The 19,501-nt window shown below is 37.2% G+C and carries 19 protein-coding genes and 3 riboswitches; of the genes, 18 read left to right on the forward strand and 1 reads right to left on the reverse strand.

Annotation, left to right across the window (positions count from 1 at the left end):
- Positions 1-10 precede the first annotated feature (10 nt).
- The 5 genes from MHB40_RS12420 (at position 11) to MHB40_RS12440 (ending at position 2,849) form a co-directional block, all read left to right on the forward strand.
- Entirely contained in the window at positions 11-784 is a 774-nt protein-coding gene (locus tag MHB40_RS12420; protein ID WP_342440520.1) for an ABC transporter ATP-binding protein, read from the forward strand.
- Positions 785-795: 11 nt separating this feature from the next.
- Positions 796-1,602, forward strand: a complete 807-nt coding sequence (locus MHB40_RS12425) for an ATP-binding cassette domain-containing protein (RefSeq protein ID WP_342440521.1) — start codon at positions 796-798, stop codon at positions 1,600-1,602.
- 190 nt (positions 1,603-1,792) lie between these two features.
- Positions 1,793-2,158: a DUF2089 domain-containing protein gene (locus tag MHB40_RS12430; RefSeq protein WP_342440522.1), complete on the forward strand. Its 366-nt coding sequence runs from the start codon at positions 1,793-1,795 to the stop codon at positions 2,156-2,158.
- A 13-nt stretch (positions 2,159-2,171) separates the two neighbouring features.
- Positions 2,172-2,558: a hypothetical protein gene (locus MHB40_RS12435; protein ID WP_205443560.1), complete on the forward strand. Its 387-nt coding sequence runs from the start codon at positions 2,172-2,174 to the stop codon at positions 2,556-2,558.
- Between the two features lie 9 nt (positions 2,559-2,567).
- Entirely contained in the window at positions 2,568-2,849 is a 282-nt protein-coding gene (locus tag MHB40_RS12440) for a hypothetical protein (RefSeq protein WP_342440523.1), read from the forward strand.
- 55 nt (positions 2,850-2,904) lie between these two features.
- Here the strand turns inward: MHB40_RS12440 and MHB40_RS12445 are convergent, their stop codons facing one another.
- Positions 2,905-3,390 carry an NUDIX hydrolase gene (locus MHB40_RS12445; protein ID WP_342440524.1) on the reverse strand — a complete coding sequence of 162 codons (486 nt, stop codon included), beginning with the start codon at positions 3,388-3,390 and terminating at the stop codon, positions 2,905-2,907.
- A 247-nt stretch (positions 3,391-3,637) separates the two neighbouring features.
- A riboswitch (cobalamin riboswitch) is annotated at positions 3,638-3,834 on the forward strand.
- A gap of 191 nt (positions 3,835-4,025) precedes the next feature.
- On the opposite strand from MHB40_RS12445, the gene mmgD reads away from it, so the two are divergent.
- From mmgD to nrdF, 13 genes are all read left to right on the forward strand, one after another.
- Positions 4,026-5,147: a citrate synthase gene (mmgD, locus tag MHB40_RS12450; protein ID WP_342440525.1), complete on the forward strand. Its 1,122-nt coding sequence runs from the start codon at positions 4,026-4,028 to the stop codon at positions 5,145-5,147.
- Positions 5,148-5,245: 98 nt separating this feature from the next.
- Positions 5,246-6,679, forward strand: a complete 1,434-nt coding sequence (prpD, locus tag MHB40_RS12455; RefSeq protein WP_342440526.1) for a 2-methylcitrate dehydratase — start codon at positions 5,246-5,248, stop codon at positions 6,677-6,679.
- Positions 6,680-6,743: 64 nt separating this feature from the next.
- A complete protein-coding gene (gene prpB / locus MHB40_RS12460) occupies positions 6,744-7,658 on the forward strand; it encodes a methylisocitrate lyase (RefSeq protein WP_342440527.1) in 915 nt (304 codons plus the stop codon).
- Positions 7,659-7,700: 42 nt separating this feature from the next.
- Complete coding sequence (locus MHB40_RS12465) at positions 7,701-9,359, forward strand: acyl-CoA dehydrogenase family protein (RefSeq protein WP_342440528.1); 1,659 nt, start codon at positions 7,701-7,703, stop codon at positions 9,357-9,359.
- Positions 9,360-9,386: 27 nt separating this feature from the next.
- A complete protein-coding gene (locus MHB40_RS12470; protein ID WP_342440529.1) occupies positions 9,387-10,172 on the forward strand; it encodes an enoyl-CoA hydratase-related protein in 786 nt (261 codons plus the stop codon).
- A gap of 14 nt (positions 10,173-10,186) precedes the next feature.
- Positions 10,187-11,251, forward strand: a complete 1,065-nt coding sequence (locus tag MHB40_RS12475; RefSeq protein WP_342440530.1) for an enoyl-CoA hydratase/isomerase family protein — start codon at positions 10,187-10,189, stop codon at positions 11,249-11,251.
- A gap of 124 nt (positions 11,252-11,375) precedes the next feature.
- A riboswitch (cobalamin riboswitch) is annotated at positions 11,376-11,565 on the forward strand.
- 201 nt (positions 11,566-11,766) lie between these two features.
- Positions 11,767-11,961 (forward strand): hypothetical protein, encoded by a 195-nt coding sequence (locus MHB40_RS12480; RefSeq protein WP_205443570.1) that lies wholly within the window; start codon positions 11,767-11,769, stop codon positions 11,959-11,961.
- Complete coding sequence (locus tag MHB40_RS12485; protein ID WP_342440531.1) at positions 11,955-12,614, forward strand: hypothetical protein; 660 nt, start codon at positions 11,955-11,957, stop codon at positions 12,612-12,614. Before MHB40_RS12480 ends, MHB40_RS12485 begins: the two co-directional genes overlap by 7 nt.
- A gap of 300 nt (positions 12,615-12,914) precedes the next feature.
- Positions 12,915-13,093, forward strand: a riboswitch (cobalamin riboswitch).
- Between the two features lie 116 nt (positions 13,094-13,209).
- Positions 13,210-13,434 (forward strand): glutaredoxin, encoded by a 225-nt coding sequence (locus MHB40_RS12490; protein WP_205443572.1) that lies wholly within the window; start codon positions 13,210-13,212, stop codon positions 13,432-13,434.
- Positions 13,431-13,790 carry a class Ib ribonucleoside-diphosphate reductase assembly flavoprotein NrdI gene (gene nrdI / locus MHB40_RS12495; protein ID WP_205443573.1) on the forward strand — a complete coding sequence of 120 codons (360 nt, stop codon included), beginning with the start codon at positions 13,431-13,433 and terminating at the stop codon, positions 13,788-13,790. The genes MHB40_RS12490 and nrdI overlap by 4 nt, the downstream gene beginning before the upstream one ends.
- Positions 13,787-15,880, forward strand: coding sequence for a class 1b ribonucleoside-diphosphate reductase subunit alpha (gene nrdE / locus MHB40_RS12500; RefSeq protein WP_205443574.1), 2,094 nt, complete (start codon positions 13,787-13,789; stop codon positions 15,878-15,880). The genes nrdI and nrdE overlap by 4 nt, the downstream gene beginning before the upstream one ends.
- 858 nt (positions 15,881-16,738) lie before the next feature.
- On the forward strand, positions 16,739-18,520 hold the full coding sequence (ltrA, locus tag MHB40_RS12505; RefSeq protein WP_342532403.1) for a group II intron reverse transcriptase/maturase: 1,782 nt from the start codon (positions 16,739-16,741) through the stop codon (positions 18,518-18,520).
- A 116-nt stretch (positions 18,521-18,636) separates the two neighbouring features.
- Entirely contained in the window at positions 18,637-19,500 is an 864-nt protein-coding gene (nrdF, locus tag MHB40_RS12510; protein ID WP_342534774.1) for a class 1b ribonucleoside-diphosphate reductase subunit beta, read from the forward strand.
- The last annotated feature ends 1 nt before the right edge of the window (position 19,501 follow it).

Below are 19,501 nucleotides of genomic sequence, written 5' to 3' on the forward strand. Positions count from 1 at the left end.
AGGGGAAGTTATGGAGAAAGTTTTAGAAGTGAAAGACCTCACAGTCAAAATGGGGGAGAAAAATATATTAACCTCTATCAATCTGACAGCTTATAAAGGGAGAGTCTTAGGAATTATAGGAGAAAGTGGCAGTGGAAAGACCATGCTTTGCCATGCCATCATGCAAACATTACCGTCCTTAGCACAAGTCACCCAAGGTGAAGTACTCTATCAGCAAGAAAATTTACTGAACGTTTCAGCTGCTAAATTGAGAGCTTACCGTGGCCGGCATCTTTCGATGATTTTGCAAAACCCATCTACTGTATTCGATCGTATTCAAACGATTGAAAGTCATTTTCGAGAAACATTAAAAGCACACTTTAAGCTGACCAAAAAGGAAATGAGACAGATTGCCCTTGATGCTTTGAATAAAGTCCATTTACCTCATCCAGAGCAGCTTTTGTCCTACTATCCTTTTCAGTTAAGTGGAGGCATGCTACAGCGAGTGATGATTGCCCTGTCATTGGCGATACAAGCCTCTCTCTACATTGCAGATGAACCTACGACTGCTCTTGATACTATCAATCAAAAACAAGTATTAACACTTTTTGATCGTATTCGCTCAGAAACAGATGCTGCCATACTCCTTGTCACGCATGATTTAGGTGTCATTGCTGAACTTGCTGACGATGTGGCTGTGATGTATCAAGGAGAAATCATTGGGCAAACGAATGTTTTTGATTTTTTTGATGCGCCTCAGCATCCCTATACAAAGAAGCTTTTACAAGCAAGAATGCTATTTTAGAGGTGAAAAAAATGACGTTGCTAGACGTGAAAAATATAGACATGCATTATGCTCAAAGACCAGCCCTATTTCAACGAGGACAAAAAATTCCTGTATTACAAAAGATGTCATTTTCACTTCAGGAGGGAGAATGTCTCGGAATCGTCGGTCAAAGTGGTTCTGGAAAAAGCACATTAGGACGCATTATTTTAGGGATTGAACGACCAACAAACGGAGAGCTGCTCTTTCAAGGTATCAATTTATACGAAGCACCCAGCAAAGAGAAAAAAATGATACGAAGAAATTTACAGGCTGTTTTTCAAAATAGCTATCATTCATTTAATCCAAAACAGACGATTTTCGAAATACTCGAAGAACCGTTTTTGAATTTCGAGCATTTTAGCAAAGCAGAGCGACAACAGAAGGTAAGGGAATTACTAGACTGTGTAGAGTTAGAGTGGGCAATGGCTCAAAACTATCCCTCACAGCTAAGTGGGGGACAGCAGCAACGAGTCAACATCGCTAGAGCTCTTGCATTAAAGCCGAAACTGATTGTTTTAGATGAGGCCATTAGTAGTCTTGATATGATTTTGCAAAAGACGATTATAGAACTATTACAATCACTGCAAAAAGAGCTACAGCTTGCTTATATATTCATTTCACATGATTTACAAGCCACACGTTTTATGTCAGATCGCATCCTAGTGATGCAGCATGGTCAGCTCGTGGAGGAGATTGGGAAGGATGGAGTATATCAGCATCCCGCTTCACAAGAATTATACAATGCTATTTTGCCATCACACCCGCGAGAAAGAAAAAAGAAGGATAGACCAAATTGAACAGAAACTCCATTTTGAAAAATTCAAAATGGGGTTTTCTTAATTATTAAAGTAATTTAGAAATAAAATTAATAATATCAATTGTAAAATTAACTTTATTTATGTTTTAATTAAAATAATTAATTTTTATTATTTACTTCTTTAAATTCTTTGTTATATAATCAACTTAACTTAAAGGAAGGAGTTCACTATGGCTTATCAAGTAATCACAAATTGCCCTGTCTGCAGTAAAACTTTGAAAATTACCAAGTTACAGTGTTCTCATTGTCACACGACGATTGAAAATGAATTTGAATTATCTAAGCTCGCATCTTTATCAAACGATCAGCTTCATTTTGTGGAAGTATTTTTAACCTGTCGAGGAAACATTAAAGAGGTTGAAAAGGAACTGGGGGTTTCGTATCCAACAGTTCGAGGCAAGCTAAACGACATTATTTCATCCCTTGGCTATGCTCAAAAGAAGAAAAATGAAGTAGACGAGAAAAAAATTGTAAGCATGTTGGAAAATGGTGAAATCACAACGGATGAAGCCATAAAGCTTTTAAAAGACGAATAGGGAGGAATAGACCATGAAAGAGGAAATTACGAAAGTGTTAACCATGATTCAAGAGGGGAAAATTGATGCGGATAAAGGTTCAGAGCTGATTCAAGTGTTACAACAGAAAGAGGAATCAGGAAACAAATTTGTGGAAAAAACAAAGTATTTAGATAAAACATTAAAGGTCCGTGTTGTATCCACCGAAAATGATAATGTCACGGTGAATTTGCCGATTAAACTTGTCAAAGCCGTACTCATGGCTGGACACAGCATCGCAGCGAGTATTCCACAATCGGAAAAATACGTGAAAGATATCGACATCAATCTTCTTCTTGAAGCGATCGAAAATGAACTAGATGGACAAATTGTAGATATAAAATCGGCAAACGGAGATACCGTTGCAGTCTTCATTGAATAGAGGCGACGAATGATGCATGTAAAAGTGAAAGCAAAAGACGTTCGCTTTACTGTCCCTGTTCCCTATGCTGTGTTAACCATTGTCCTCTCCATTTTAACTTCCAAATGGATTCAGCAACAAGTTAATAAGTGGACAAAGGCATACTTCGATCAAAAGAAAATAGACTTTACCTTTCCGCTCATCGACAAAGAAATGCTCAAGCCGATTATCAAGGAGCTACAAAATTATAAAGGGCTCGTGCTAGTCGATGTCAAAGCTCAGGACGGTACTGAGGTTAAGGTTAGACTATAATACCCAAGAAAGAATGATTAGAGCATGTTTGAATAAAAAGCATGCTCTTTGTTATTTAAAGAATATCCTTTGCAAAAGAACTACCTAAATCCCACAATGTATCTTCCAGATTGTTTAATAGCAGTTTCGTTCTTTTCTCAAGTTGATCTGGTAGCTCATTTTTACTGAAATAGGTAAGTTTCAAGCTCTCATCATCCTTCATCTCCAATATACCCCTTACATTTTTCGCAATATAAAGATGAATAACTGTATAGACCTCATCCCCATTTGGATATTGGAAATAATAATCTGGCCCTGAAAAAACACCCACCAAGTCAAATTCATTCGCTACAAGTCCTGTTTCTTCATGAAGCTCACGAGCAGCAGCTTCCTCTAACGTTTCTTTTAGTTCCAATGCACCGCCAGGTAATCCCCAATCCAACGTATCTGATCGATGTTGAAAGAGAATTTGCTTGTCATCGTTACCCACAAGAATGGTCGCCCCAATACTGATAATTGGTCTACTACCGATGTATTTCCTTAACTCTGTAATATATCCCATATTGGTCCCTCCTATAGATCATAAGAAACGATTCGCCTTTCTTCCTTTAAAAACCTCTATTTTCCTTGTAATGCTTAAAATTGGATGTATTGGGATAGATGCACAATCTTTTTTTGTACAAAATATTGCTAAAAAACGCAGAATAGTTCATCAAAGATGAAAAATAGCTTTTTATAATCAGTCTTTTCTGAATTTTACCTATATTGATTGTTTTGAAAACTCTATGTTAAGGTAAAAAGACAAATTGAATATGCTAAATTTTGGTGGTTCAAATGGGAGCTGATTCTATTTGATTAAAAGGGAAGTTGGTGAGAGTCCAACACTGTCCCGCAACTGTATTTAGGAGCTCGAAAACAAAGCCACTGTTTTGTTTGTCAAAATGGGAAGGTGTTATGGGAGCGTTGATCATAAGTCAGGAGACCTGCCACGAAAAAAAGCATCAATTGACCTACGAGGATAGGGAGGTGTTAGCTACTGCATGATTGTGAATTCATGTAAATTCACTGTTTTTTTGGTCTGTCATGCTTTTGTAGATTAACAACTTCTAGAAAGGGATAGGAGTTGTTTTTTTGTTGTTCTGTCGTGTTTGAATGGTAACGCTTACAAGAATAATTAAACAAAGGGGCTGTCATTAAATGGAGTTAAATTATTCACCAGGTCTTGATGGAATCATTGCCGCTGAAACAAAGCTATCTTTTTTAGACACTGTAGGAAGTCAAATAGTTATTCGAGGCTATGACTTGATTGAATTATCTCAGCGATATTCGTATTTAGATATTGTTTACTTATTGCTGCATGGAGAAATACCAACTACCGAGCAACAGGCTGATCTACAGGACAAATTGAAAGCTCATTATCAGGTTCCTCAAGAGCTATTTCAAATTTTCAAGCTATTGCCCAATGAAACACATGCGATGGATGGGCTTAGAACAGGAATTTCCGCTTTAGCAGGCTTTGATCAGCACATCAATGATCGTTCGACTGAAATGAATTTATCGCGAGCATATAGACTTTTAGGAGGTATGCCCAACATCGTAGCAAATAGCTATCGTGTATTAAATGGACAAGAGGTTGTCGAGCCGGATAGTCAACTTTCCTATAGTGCCAATTTTTATTACATGATTACGGGCAGAAAGCCAACTGCGTTAGAAGAAGAAATTTTTGATCAGTCACTCGTTTTATATAGTGAGCATGAGATGCCAAATTCAACATTTGCGGCTCGTGTCATTGCTTCTACACAATCTGATTTGTATGGCGCTTTAACGGGAGCTGTCGCATCGTTGAAAGGGAATTTACATGGAGGGGCTAACGAGGCAGTCATGTACATGCTTCTTGAAGCCAAAACAGTAGAAGGCTTTGAAGCATTGTTGAAAAACAAGCTACAAAATAAAGAAAAGATTATGGGCTTTGGCCACCGTGTCTATATGAAAAAGATGGACCCAAGAGCGCAAATTATGAAAGAAGCCTTGCACAAATTATGTTTAGAGCAAGGGGATGATCGCTTATATCACATGTGTGAAGCTGGTGAAAAAGTGATGGTACAGGAGAAAGGGTTGTATCCAAATTTAGATTATTATGCAGCACCCGTGTACTACATGCTTGGTTTGCCGATTGAAATCTATACGCCAATCTTCTTTGGCTCACGAACAATTGGCTTATGTGCCCATGTGATTGAGCAGCATGACAATAATCGATTATTCAGACCTCGTGTCAATTATATTGGCGAGCGTCATAACCTTGAAAAACTGTCGGTATAATCAAGTTTTAACAACTCGCCATAAAGCTAATGGGCATTCTGACCAATGCCCATCAGCAAACTAGTATATCAAACTTAAGCCTTGAAAGGAAGATATAGATGATTAAAACAAATGACATAACAAAGACAGATCAATTACTTACAGATATTGCGGATTATGTACTAAATACAAAGATTACAAGTGAAGAGGCATACGAAACGGCACGCTATGTTCTATTGGATACTTTAGGCTGTGGCATTTTGGCCTTACAATATCCTGAATGCACGAAGCTTCTTGGTCCAGTAGTACCAGGCACAGTCGTTCCTAATGGTACACGTGTTCCTGGAACTTCCTATGTTCTTGATCCAGTAAAAGGCGCTTTTAATATCGGGTGTATGATTCGTTGGTTAGATTACAACGATACTTGGCTTGCGGCTGAATGGGGGCATCCATCTGATAATTTAGGTGGCATATTAGCTGTGGCAGATTATTTAAGTCGCGTGCGTGTGGCAGAGGGTAAGGCGCCTCTTAAAGTGAAAGATGTTTTAGAAATGATGATTCAAGCACATGAAATACAAGGGATTTTAGCACTCGAAAATAGCTTAAATCGTGTTGGGCTAGATCATGTTCTGTTTGTCAAAATTGCAACAACAGCTGTTGTGACAAAGGCATTAGGAGGCACGCATCAGGAAATTGTCAATGCATTGTCCAATGCCTGGATTGATAATTCAAGCCTACGAACATATCGCCATGCACCGAATACAGGTTCTAGAAAATCATGGGCTGCTGGTGATGCAACAAGTAGAGCAGTGCAATTAGCGATGATGGCTGTGAAAGGCGAAATGGGCTACGCAACGGCCTTATCTGCACCAGGCTGGGGATTCCAAGACGTTCTATTTAATAAACAAGAATTAAAGCTTGCTAGACCACTGACATCCTATGTGATGGAAAATGTACTATTCAAGGTTTCTTATCCAGCTGAATTCCATGCACAAACAGCTGCAGAATGTGCCGTTCATTTACACCATGAAGTGAAAAATCGTTTACAGGACATTGAACGCATTCAAATTACGACACATGAATCAGCAATACGAATTATTGATAAGGAAGGACCTCTTCTGAATCCAGCTGATCGCGATCACTGCCTTCAATATATTACAGCTATTGGTCTTATCTTTGGTGATATCATTGCAGATCACTATGAAGATGATGTGGCAGCAGATCCTCGTATCGATGAGTTAAGAAATAAAATGGTGGTTGTGGAAAACGCTCAATATACAATCGATTACCTAGATCCTGAAAAACGTTCGATTGCCAATGCTGTTCAAGTTTATTACAACGACGGCACATCATCTGAGCTTATTGAGTGTGAATATCCTTTAGGACACCGTTTCCGTCGTGAGGAAGCATTCCCTCAAATCATTGATAAATTCCAGCAAAACATCAGTACCCATTATTCACAAAAACAATTACGTAAAATTAATGAGGTTTGTGCTAATCAAGAGCTTCTTGAGAATAGTGCCGTCCATGAATTTGTTAATTTATTTGTTTAACTTTCTAGGCGATTCTGGACGTACTTATGGCGAGGCATCATTGATTATTAGGGGGTTTTTATAGATGGCGTGGATTGTAAATGAAGCGATAACACAAAAACAACTGGCTGAGCAATTTAAAGCGCTCATTAATCGTTCAACGATTTTGCAAATACCAGGCGCACATGATGCAATGGCAGGTTTAATGGCTAAAAAAGTTGGCTTTGAGGCATTGTATCTTTCTGGAGCTGCCTACACGGCCAGCAGAGGCTTACCTGATTTAGGAATGATTTATTCCAATGAAGTGGCGCAACGAGCGAACGATATTATTCGTGCTACGAATTTACCAATGCTCGTGGATATCGATACTGGCTTCGGCGGTGTACTAAACGTTGCCCGTACAGCGCGTGAAATGATAGAGGCAGGGGTTGCTGCTGTACAGCTAGAAGATCAAAATCTTCCAAAAAAATGTGGTCACTTGAATGGAAAAACGCTTGTTTCCCAAGAGGAAATGATACAAAAAATAAAGATGATTAAGCAAATAGCTCCTACTTTAGTGATTGTTGCCCGCACAGATGCGAGGTCTGTAGAAGGCTTAGAACAGGCTATCTTAAGAGCTAAAGCCTATGTAGCAGCTGGGGCAGATGCTATTTTTCCAGAGGCGTTACAAACAGAAAAAGAGTTTAAACAATTTGCCCATGAGCTGGATGCTCCCTTATTAGCTAATATGACTGAATTTGGACAAACGCCTTATTATACCGCTAAGGAGTTTGAAAAAATGGGCTATTCGATGGTGATTTATCCCGTTACATCCATGAGAGTTGCAGCCAAAGCCTATGAGCAAGTGTTTACCTTAATAAAAAACACAGGAACTCAGAAAGATGCTATTGAGGATATGCAAACGAGAAGTGAATTATATGAAACCATTTCCTATTACAAATTTGAAGATTTAGATAGTGAGTTGGCGAAAACCATCTTACCGAAAGAGGAAATAAAGTAGGAGAAAAGTTGTTTTTCTCCTTTTCTTTCAAGGAGGGCTAGTATGGATAAACTAGAGGACAAAATGACCATCTTTACACCAGAGGACTTTCAAGATGAGGAAGAGCTCATCGCAAAAACGGCAGAGCTCTTCATTAAACAGGATGTCTCACCTAATACTACAGCTATTGAAAAGCATCAATATGAAGTTACTCGTCAGTTATTTCAAAAAGCAGGTGACCTTGGTTTACTAGCCATTGAGATACCCGAAGACTATGGGGGGCTGGCACTCAATAAAAAAATTTCAGGGCTCGTTGCAGAAAAAATGGGCTATGGCGGCTCATTTAGTGTCTCTTACAATATTCATGCAGGAGTCGGCACATTGCCCTATGTCTATTTTGGAGATGCGTCACAAAAGCACAGATACTTACCAAAGTTGGCCTCAGGTGAATGGATTGGAGCCTACGCATTGACTGAGCCAGACGCAGGTTCAGATGCATTACATCCCAAAACAAATGCGATTTTAAATGGAGATGGCTCTGCATGGATCTTAAACGGTGAAAAGCAATGGATTACCAATGCGCAGCTAGCAGATATCTTTGTTGTTTTTGCCAAAACAAGTGAAGGCATGACTGCTTTCATTGTAGAGCGTACCTTTACAGGGGTATCTGTGGGACAGGAAGAAGAGAAGATGGGCATTAAGGGATCTTCGACGGCTACCCTTATATTAGAGGATGTTAGCGTACCGAGGGAGAATGTACTTGGCGAAGTTGGAAAAGGCCATAAAGTGGCGATGAATATATTGAATATGGCACGTCTAAAGCTAGCTTTCTCCAACATCGGCACTGCCAAACAGGCTCTACAATTAGCTGTGAGTTACGGGAAGGAACGGAAGCAATTTCACAAGCCAATTGTTGATTTTACTATGATACAGGAAAAGCTTGCGGACATGGCCATTTCGATATATGGGGCAGAAAGTGCTGCCTATCGGACAGCTGGAGAAATGGATGATGCGATTGAGTTAGCTAGTAAAGAGTCGATGGTTCATAAAATAGCCGATTTCGCTTTGGAATGCGCCCTTAATAAAGTCAATTGCTCAGAAGCCCTTGGCAAAATTGTAGATGAAGCTGTACAAATACATGGTGGCTATGGCTATATGCAAGATTATGAGGTAGAACGATTGTATCGTGATGCGAGGATTAGCCGTATTTTTGAAGGGACAAACGAAATCAATCGTTTAACCATTGCGAAAATGTTATATAAAAAATATACACTCGCACCTTCTACGTATAATGCGCCTGAAGCCTATAAGCCAGCTGAAATAAATCAGCAATACATCCAGCTTTCCAACTATTTAAGGCAAATAGCTCTTACTGTCATTACAGACGCACAGATCCATTTGGAACAAGAGCAGGAATACATGCGTCTGTTGGCTGATATAGCGAAGGATCTTTATGTTATGGAAGCTTCTTTACTAAGAACTGAAAAAAACGCAAATGAAAAAACGAAGCACTTGATGACTGATATCATCTGTCAGGAGGGCTACCGTAAAATAGAAAAAAGTACAATTGATATTATTTGTGCTGCTGAAACAAATGAACAAAAGCGAAAAATCTGGCTAGATGCTATTCAACAACTAAACATCCCGCTTCATCAAAATCTCTTTATGAAAAAGCGAGAGATTGCTAGAAGTATTATTAACAATCCAAAATCGATAAGTTAATTGTTATTAAATAGGAGGGAAACGATAATGGTCGATACTTTTGCCAATGTAAGCAAGGAAGGTGCCATCACGATCATTCATTTAGATCATCCACCAGCAAATACTTTATCATCCGCATCGATTGAAAATCTTCGACTCATTCTCAAAGAGTTAGCTGTGGACGAACAAACGAATGCTATCATTATGACAGGCTCTGGACGATTTTTTGCCGCTGGTGCAGATATTAAGGAATTTGTTTCTGCCTTTGGGCAACAGGAAAAAGCATTGCAGATGGCTGAGAGAGGTCAAGCACTATGTGATGAAATTGAATCCATGAAAAAGCCTGTTATTGCTGCTATTAATGGTCCAGCTCTTGGAGGAGGATTAGAGTTAGCATTAGGCTGTCATTTCAGAATTGCATCAAATAATGCCATTGTTGGTTTACCAGAATTAAAGCTTGGCTTATTGCCGACATTCGGGGGGACTCAACGATTGAGCAGAATCACGGGGCAAGCAAAGGCACTACAATTGATTTTAACAAGTAAACAACTAAGTGCCGACGAAGCACTACGATTAGGCATTATTCAACTGGTGACAGAACCAGAGGAGCTTCTGTCAACTGCAAAAGCGATTGCGCAGTCCTTTGTTGAGGGTAAAAGTATGACAAGTGTGTCCCGTACAATTGAATGTGTCATACAGGGCGGCAAAGATCATCTCCAAAATGGGCTAGAACTTGAACGAACACGTTTTGCAGAGTTGTTTTTAACAGAGGATGCTAAAGAAGGGGTTCAGGCATTTATTGAAAAAAGACAGCCAGACTTTAAACATTCTTAAAGGAGGGAATCGATATGACGAACGAAGTACTATTTTCTGTCAGTGACGGCGGCGCAGCAACCATTACACTGAATCGTCCTAAAGCCTTAAATTCACTTTCTACTGAAATGCTAAAGCCCATCGGAGAGAAACTGAAAGAATGGCGAGCAAATGACCAAATTCAGCTAATCATCCTAAAAGGAGCTGGTGAGAAGGGATTTTGCGCAGGTGGTGACATTAAAACACTTTATAAAGCTCGCTCCAGTCAGGAAGCTTTCAAAAATGCTGAAATCTTTTTTGAAGAAGAATATCAAGTAGATATGGCGATCTACCACTACCCTAAACCCATTATTGCCTGCCTTGATGGCATTGTCATGGGAGGTGGGGTCGGATTAACCTATGGGGCAAGCCACCGAATCGTCACTGAACGAACGAAATGGGCTATGCCAGAAATGAATATTGGCTTCTTTCCGGATGTTGGAGCTGGCTATTTCTTAAATCAAGCACCAGGCTATGTAGGATACTACTTAGCCTTAACTGCATCGGTCATCCGAGCTGCGGATGTTCTCTTTGCCAATGGCGCAGATTGCTACATGACAAGCGATCAGTTAGACACTTTCCTAGCGCGCATTGAACAATTAGACTGGCATACATTGGAGACCAGCACAGCTCTAGGCCAATTAATGGAGGACTATTCAAGTACACCTTTAACAAACAGTGATCTTGCTCACCTCCAACATAAGATCGATCAGCATTTTTCAAAATATACTGTGGAAGAGATAGTTGAATCCTTAGACAATGATCCAAGTAAATTTGCGCAAGAAACAAAGCAGTTCCTTCTATCTAAATCTCCATCATCGTTAAAGATTACGTTAAAGCAACTGATAGATGCTCAAGATAAGACATTAGAGGAATGCTTTGCGACAGATTTAATCTTGGCTAAAAACTTTTTAAGACATGAGGATTTCTTTGAAGGTGTACGCTCTGTTGTCATTGATAAGGACCGAAATCCACAATATACCTATCAAACATTCAATGAATTTACAGATAAAGACCTAGAAAATTTCTTTCAAGATCGTAATGCGACAGTAAAAAAGTAAAAACAAGTGGATTTTCTATTGATAAACGTTGAAACCATCTACTATTTAAAAGGTAGATGGTTTCTTGTTTGTAGTGATATGCGAAGTAAGTTAGCAAAGAGATTGATATGTTATACTATAAAAAACGGAATAACAGGATAAAGGTACAAATTCATAATGAGTTTGTTTAAAAGGGAAGTTCGGTGAAAATCCGGCGCTGTCCCGCAACTGTAATTCGGAGTACATTTTCAAAGCCACTGTTATGTCATGTAATGGGAAGGGAAAATGTGTGATGATCATAAGCCAGGAGACCTGCCTTTGTCTAGTACAGCCAAAAAACCTACGAGGATAGGGGGTGTTGAGTGTGACGAATTACCTTCATCATACTCATAGTGCGACAACCAAGAAAAGGGTCTCTATTCAGTATAGACGACTTATTTTATATTGGTTGAAGAACTATGTAGTATTTAAGTCATAGCTAGCATCTTACCTAAGGGGAAAGATGTTTTTTTTATGAACGAATAGGAGTGAACAAGATGACATCACATTCAATTTTATTTTATGAAAATCAATTAAAGCAGCAAATAATGAACAACCTTTCTAGTGAGCACATGATTTCCCTACAAGTTTATATCAAAATATTAATACAAGAAAATCCTGATGATTACAAAAATATTAATTATGCCTATCTAAATATAAAACGTGAGTTAGTCGGGGCAATAGAATGCTGATAGATGAAAAAATTTTAGAAGATAGCATTGATATTGATCAAGATACTCTATTTAGAAATTTGGATCATTTTGAGCTAGAGAGATGCTTTGTATTAGAATATTTAGAGATACTGTTAAAATGGAATAAACAAACACACGCTATTTCTGAAGAAAAACTTCAAAAGCTTTGGATGAAACTGATAAGAAAATATAAATTTTCTCTTGATGAATGGGAAAGAAATGCTGGAAATACGAATATTCACTCGTATCTTGTGAAAGAACAAGGGCATGGTCTACAAAAATTAATTCGTTTTTACAGGGACCGTCATGGAGTGAAATGGTTAGAAAATGCCTTTGATTATGGCATGACATTGCTAATGAAAGGTGGGGAAATGCCAGCATTAGAAATGTTTTTCCTCACAAATTTAATATGTTACAAGTGGCAACTAGACTACTTAGAGGATAAAGAAGTGCAATATTACTTTTCTCATTCAGTAAATGGGAAAGTGAAAGAGGTCTATGATCGTTTTAGGGCTTACGATAGAGAACAGAATCTATTAACTGCAACTAAATTATATAAGCTTTTATCCAAATATAATCCTCAATTTCATACAAATTCTGCAGCAACGCCGGAATTTTATAAGGAATTGGCCCTGTTTATTGAAAAGCACTAATAGATGTTCCTAGTGTCAAACAGTCTATTTTTCTTCAGAATATAGACTGTTTCCATAGCTATTCAAGATTATTTTAGGCATTCTATAAATGAATAGATTTACTGTAGATAGATTTTAATAGAAAATCTCGTACATCGTTTAAAATATATATTTTGTTTAGGTATAAGTAATTAGTGATAATCTATTTCGAACTACATAATAAAAAATACTGAATAATCCAAAAATAAAGAAGTTTAGAATCTAGATTTACTTTTCATTTGAAGGATGGTAAACTTAAAACTATTGAACAACAACAATATATTGTGTTCGTTTTACTAAGGTACTACTATATGTAGTTTAAAAGGGAAGTTCGGTACAATTCCGACGCTGTCCCCGCAACTGTTAAGCTGACGATGATAGCATCCACTGTGCATGCGCATGGGAAGGAAATCAGAGAATGAAGCAAAGCCAGGAGACCTGCCTTTCTAAAACAAATTAATCATTTCTTCGGGGATTAAGAGATGGGAACGTCGGTATTTTTAGTATGTTAACGTTTCCATTTTAGCTATCTCTCTTAAAGAGATAGCCTTTTTATTTTATGAAAAGAGGGATTTCTATGAAACTTTATACGAAAACAATTTGTCCAAAATGCCTGTGGGTAAAATCTGAATTACAACGTGCAGGACTTGAAGCAGAAATTGTTAACATTGATCACGATGAACAAGCTAAGCAAACCATTATAGATGCAGGTTTTTTAAGTGTGCCTGTTTTAGAAATGAATGAAACCTTTATAGGAGATGTTCAGGAAATTGTTTCTCAAATTGAGTTGATTACCCTATGATCGTTTATGCAAGTCGTACAGGCAATGTCCGAAATGTTGTATCCAAATTAAAGGCAGAAGCTATCGAGCTCTCTGAAGAATTGCGACTGAATAAGCCGTATCTTTTAATTACCTACACAGATGGTTTAGGTGACATTCCAGCGAAGGTGCAACGCTTTTTAGAAAAAAACAGAGATTTTTGTAAAGGAGTAGTTGCCAGTGGCAATAGTAACTTTGGCCATCATGTATTTGGCGCTGCTGGTGAGAAAATTGCTACTACCTATCATGTACCCTTAGTAAGGAAATTAGATTTACGAGGCAATCAAACAGATTATGAAGCAATACAAACGTTTTATGAAACGAGGGTAATGAGATGAAAACCTATTTAAAGCTTAATAATGACGTACTGAATCGTTATAGTACAACTGGATTACTTGAGTTAGAAAAAGATCGTGAAGCTACGCGCCGCTACTTTTTAGAGTATGTCAACGTACGTTTGCGTTATTTTATAGATATTGAGGAAAAAATCCGCTATTTAGTTGATGAGGGCTACTATGAGAAAGCATTTATCGACATGTACGAAATGGAATTTATTAAGAAGTTGTATAAAAAAGCCTATGATTATAATTTCCGATTCCCATCCTTTATGAGCGCCAGCAAGTTTTATGATAGCTATGCTATGAAAAGTCGTGACGGCGAAGAGATTTTAGAAAAATATGAGGATCGTATTGTTATTATTGCTTTGTATTTGGCTCAAGGCAACACAGCTTTAGCAGAACGTTCTGTCGAAGCGATGATGGAAGCCTATCAACCTGCCACACCAACTGCATTGAATAGTGGCAAGAAAGCACGTGGTGAATTAGTAAGCTGCTTTAAATTATCAATGGATGACTCCATGAATAGTATTGCCGAAAACATTGGCTATTGTTTAGAGCTATCACGCCTTGGTGGTGGGGTTGGGGTCAACTTAACAGATTTACGCCCTTTAGGGGATCCAATTAAAGAGATACTGAATCGTGCAAGTGGTGTCATCCCAGTTGCGAAACTGTTAGAAAATTCTTTCAGTTATTCGAATCAGCTAGGGCAACGAAATGGCTCTGGTGTTGTTTATTTAAATATTTTCCATGCAGATATAGAAAATTTCATTTCATCTAAAAAACCGAATGCCGATGATAAAATTCGCCTCGCAACCCTTTCAACAGGAATTATTATACCTAGTATTTTCTTCGAACTGATGAAACGCGATAAAGATATTGTTTTGTTTAGCCCATATGATATATATAAAGAATATGGCAAACGTATGTCTGAGATCTCCATCTCAGAAATGTATTACGAGCTACTTGATAACCCTAAAATTCGTAAAATTAAACGTTTGAATGCACGTAAGCTTTACACAGAGGTGAAAAAAGCACAATTTGAATCGGGCTATCCGTTTGAAATCTTTGATGATAATGTCAATAAGGTACATCCTTTAAAAAACATTGGTCGCGTAAAAATGTCCAATCTCTGTACCGAAATTCTGCAAGTGCAAGAGACAAGTATTATTACGGACCAAGATCAACCAAATGACTATGGACTCGATGTATCGTGTAACTTAGGGTCTATTGATATCCATGCAGCAAGTAAAGTCAATGATTTCGGCGCATTAGTCGATACAGCCATGCACTTATTAACGAATGTGTCACAAATGACACATATCAAGAATGTACCGTCAGTTGCAAAAGCCAATCAATTAATGCATTCTGTAGGGCTTGGCTGTATGAACCTCCATGGGCATCTCGTGACGGAGGGCATCTTGTACGGCTCAAAAGATTCGATTGATTTCATGGATCACTTTATGGAAGCGATGAACTATTACTCACTGAAATCTTCGATGGAAATGGCGAAAGAAAAAGCTGCAACCTTCTACCGATTTGAGGACAGTGATTATGCATCAGGTAGCTATTTTGACCAATATATAACTAAGACTGAAGAAGAACTTTCACCTGTTGTGTTGAAAGCACTTGGCAATATTCCAATCATTACGAACAAGATGTGGGAAACGTTAAAGCAGGATGTAATGCAATACGGTCTATTCCATTCCTATCGTTTGGCTATTGCCCCAACTGGCAGTATCTCATATATTCGTAGCTGTACGGCTTCAATCGCACCATGTACAGAGCGCGTAGAGGTTCGTGATTATGCTGATAGTAGAACGATTTATCCAATGCCTCATCTAACAAATGACAACAGCCATTTATATGTGGAGGCATATGATGTAAATCCGTATGATTTAATTGATTTATACGCAGCTTCTCAAAAACACGTTGACCAAGGTATTTCCATGACACTTTATGTAACAGACAATTGGACAACCGAACAATTGGCTAAAGTATACATTTATGCATGGGTAAAGGGCATTAAGTCTGTTTACTATGTTCGTCAACGATTACAAAGCTTAGAGGAGTGTGTAGCATGTCAAATATAATCTATGAGGCCGTCAATTGGAATAAAGCAACAAGTGAGCTTGCCCAAATATTTTGGGATCAGCAATGGAAGCAAATTTGGTTTCCTGAAGGTGCGACTTGTTTCTAACCGAAATTCACAAGGTTAGAGTGAATTGATTTATCAATTCATAACTGTTATCACGAGAAGTAGAATGATTGGATAACGCCTTGAAATGCTTCCCTTAATACTCCGATTAGCATGATATTAAGCAAATAATTGATTGTTAAAAGCTCGGTGAAGTCGGCTGAATGATACCCTAATGTTGGTTAAATAATAGACAAGGAAAGACCTTTAGAGGTAAAGGTTGTATCAGATAGGTCGGAGGTCTATAAAATATCTATGGTTAGGATGTTCAAAAGAACTGACGAAGTTGGGAATGTACGAGTCTATAGGAACTGAATGTAGAAATGCATTTGCCGCCGAAGTTGCGGTGTAAGTGTGGATTAGTAAGATTCTTCCGTATGAAAATCCATATAGTGTTACAGGCACTATCAAGCTTACAGGCTTATACCAACAACCTAAGGATATATGTAAAGATAGTGATAACGGAACAAGGGAAGCTTGCAACGTTGAGAATTTGCTTTCTATGAAACGTTGAATAGGAAAACATTAAATTGTATAACTATTCTTAATGCAAGTGAAAGCGGAGGCACGAACCGTTTGAAATATGTTGTAATGACATATTAGGGATAGCCTCTAGTCAAAACAAGTATGAAGTAGATATTTTGTAAATTCATTTATACAGGATTCGAGTAAGACAAGAAGATACGAAACCACTCTAATATTTATATTAGAAGGGGGATTAGTAGACCTGACGACTAAAAAGAAGAAAAGACAGTTGCTTAGAAACAACGAATATTACAATATACAAGACGCTTTAGACTTACTATACGAACAATCTAAAGATGGAAGATATTTCAAAAACTTTTATGATTTAATCATAAGTGAACAAAATATCATGTTAGCTTACAGAAACATTAAAAACAACAAAGGCTCAAATACAGCAGGAACTGATGGTTTAGTTTTATCGGATATTCACAAAATGGATGAAAAATTATTCGTTCATGATATTCGAAAACGTTTTGAAAACTATCAACCTAAAAGTGTTAGACGTGTTGAAATTCCTAAGAATGGTGGAGGTTTAAGACCACTAGGTATTCCTTGTATGCACGATAGAATCATACAACAATGCATTAAACAAATTCTTGAACCGATTTGTGAAGCAAAATTTCATAAGCATAGTTATGGTTTTAGACCCAATAGAGGTACTGAACATGCTATAGCTCGGGCACAAGCGTTAATAAACAATGCATACATGAATTATGTGGTGGACATTGATATTAAAGGATTCTTTGATAATGTCAATCACAATAAGCTCATGAAACAACTATGGACTATAGGTATTCAAGATAAAAAAGTGCTTAGTATTATTAAAAAAATACTAAATTCAGAAGTTGAAGGACAAGGTAAAATGACTAAAGGGACACCTCAAGGTGGAATAATTAGTCCTCTATTATCAAATGTAGTTCTAAATGAATTAGATTGGTGGTTAAGTAGTCAATGGGAAACTTTCGAAGCAAAGTTTCCATATACTAAAATCGGCAATCAACAACAAGCACTAAAAAAAAAAACCAACCTTAAAGAATTCTTCTTCGTAAGATATGCAGATGATTTTAAAGTATTTTGCAGAGATTACGAAACAGCACAAAAAGTATTTATAGCTGTTAAAGAATGGTTAAAAATAAGACTCAAACTAGATATTAGTCCTGAGAAATCTAAAATAACTAATCTTAGAAAGAATTATACGGTGTTTTTAGGAATTAAAATGAAAGCTATCAAGAAGAAATCTAAATATGTTTGTTATAGTAGAATGTCAAATAAAGCAAAAGCTAATGTATATGAAAATTTAGTGCATCAAGTAAAAGTTATACAAAAAATACCTACGGGTAAAGAAGTTCAAAAATTGAATTCTATGATACTTGGAATTCACAATTACTATAGAGTGGCTTCTCATATCACTAAAGATATGAGAGAAATCGACTTCTTGCTTAGAAAGGTCATGTATAATAGATTGAAACATCATTTAACTAATGAAGATTGTAGAAGTAAATTTTATCTTCAAAGATATGGTCAATACAAACACAAACTAATAACAGTTGGAAAAGTAACAATTTTCCCTGTATATGGTTGCACGAATAAAATACCTTTAAGATTTAATCCAGATATATGTAATTACACTGAAAAAGGAAGAAACCTGATTCATCAGAAACTTTCTGAAACAAGTTTAATTGAATATCTGATAAAGGTAAAAATTAATACTATGAGTGTAGAACTATATGACAATTGTATATCGTTAATGGCAGCCCAAAAGGGTAAATGTTTTGTCGCTAACGAATCATTACAAATAAACAATATGGAACTACATCATAAGATTATGAAAAGTGTTGGTGGAGATGATTCATATCAAAATCTTGTTTGGGTAAGTAAGGATATTCATAAACTTATACACTCAACAAAAGAAGAAACAATTTCAAACTACATGAATAAAAGTAAGTTAGATAAAAAACAACTTGATAAATTAAATGAATTAAGAGTTTTAGTCGGAAATAACAAAATATAAATAAATTACTACATCAAAAAGTTTTGATGGAAAGCCGTATGATAGGAAACTATCACGTACGGTTTGGTGCGGGGGAAAAGCTGGAGATAACTTCAAAGGCTTACCTATCGCAATAAATTGCGGTCAGTAAAGATATTAAGCAATGGAAAAGCTTTGAGCATCAAGACACATATAAAAAAGTATTTGCAGGATTAACCTTACTAGATACTGTACAAACAAATATAGGGATGAATCGTGTTGCCGCTTATACAGACGATTTACAGGAGAAGGCTGTCCTAACTGTTTTTGATGCATTTGAGGCCATCCATGCCAAATCTTACTCTTATATTTTCACAACGCTTTGTACAAATGAAGAAATAGACGAGCTATTTGAGTGGGTCAAGAAAAATGAATTCCTACAGTATAAGGCAAATAAAATTGCAGATATTTATAATAGTATTGAAGAAGGCAATCCAGAGAGTTTATGGAAAGCAATGTTCTCATCCGTCATGCTCGAATCCTTCCTTTTCTATTCTGGCTTTTTCTATCCATTGTACTTAGGGGGACAAGGCTTCCTACGAAACAGTGCTGAAATCATTTCACTTATTTTGCGCGACGAATCTATCCATGGTGTAGCAGTTGGATTTTTTGCTCAAAATCTATTCAAGCAATTTTCAAAGGAAAAACAAGAAGAGCTACATTTATGGGGCTATGAGCTATTATTAGATTTATATCAAAATGAAATGAAATATACCGATGATATTTATGCGGAAACAGGATTATCGCCTGAAGTGAGAGCGTATGTACGTTATAATGCTAATAAAGCACTAATGAATGTCGGCTTTGAAGCCATGTTCCCAGAAGAGGAAGTCAATCCGATTGTGATGAATGGTATTCGTAATGAAGGCTCCACATATGATTTCTTTTCACAAAAGGGTGCTACCTATGCCAAGGCAAAAGTTGCGCCGATCACAGATGACACATTCAATTTTAATCGTTAAG

The organism is Lysinibacillus sp. FSL K6-0057 (genome assembly GCF_038630885.1).
GTDB lineage: Bacteria > Bacillota > Bacilli > Bacillales_A > Planococcaceae > Lysinibacillus > Lysinibacillus fusiformis_F.